Origin of the sequence: Micromonospora sp. DT4, from assembly GCF_049841675.1 — a bacterium.
In the GTDB taxonomy this organism is placed as follows: domain Bacteria; phylum Actinomycetota; class Actinomycetes; order Mycobacteriales; family Micromonosporaceae; genus Micromonospora.
Genome location: NZ_JBNCKT010000396.1, coordinates 1 through 439, shown reverse-complemented (window position 1 = coordinate 439; position 439 = coordinate 1). Strand labels below are relative to the sequence as shown.

Genomic DNA, 439 nt, shown 5'->3' with positions numbered 1-439 from the left:
CCTCGACGTCCTCAAACAGCTGTTCACCACCGGGCCGTGGTTGCCTCAAACGGCTACCTCAAGCTGAATACGTACGATTGGATCGTCCGACTGTTGCCGTCGGGGATGCGTTCGTCGGGACGGGCTGGGAGTAGCCCGAACGGTGGTTCCTCGGCGAGCGCCTTGCGTGCCCGTTCGGTGGCGGCGAACTCGTCACCGGTCGGCTCGCGAAAGACCTTTGTGCCCTCGTCATCGAGGTCAGCGGCCACGAGCAGCATGTCGCGTCGCTCGCCGTCGAGGCTCAGCCGGGTGTGCGTGTCTTTGGTGTGAACGTGTCCGCAGAAGGGGCAGACCGCGACGCGGCCGTCGGAGGCGTACTTGCTCTTAGAGACTGTCGGGTAACTGGGTGGGGGCGGAACGTCACGCCGAGACACGTCGATGGAAGGTCCTCGACAAATAG

General features: G+C 64.0%; 1 protein-coding gene. It reads right to left on the bottom strand.

From position 1 onward, the window contains the following. Positions 1 to 53: 53 nt before the first annotated feature. The coding region (locus ACLQ24_RS30280) for a hypothetical protein (RefSeq protein WP_425895147.1) at positions 54 to 439 on the bottom strand (386 nt) is incomplete at its 5' end.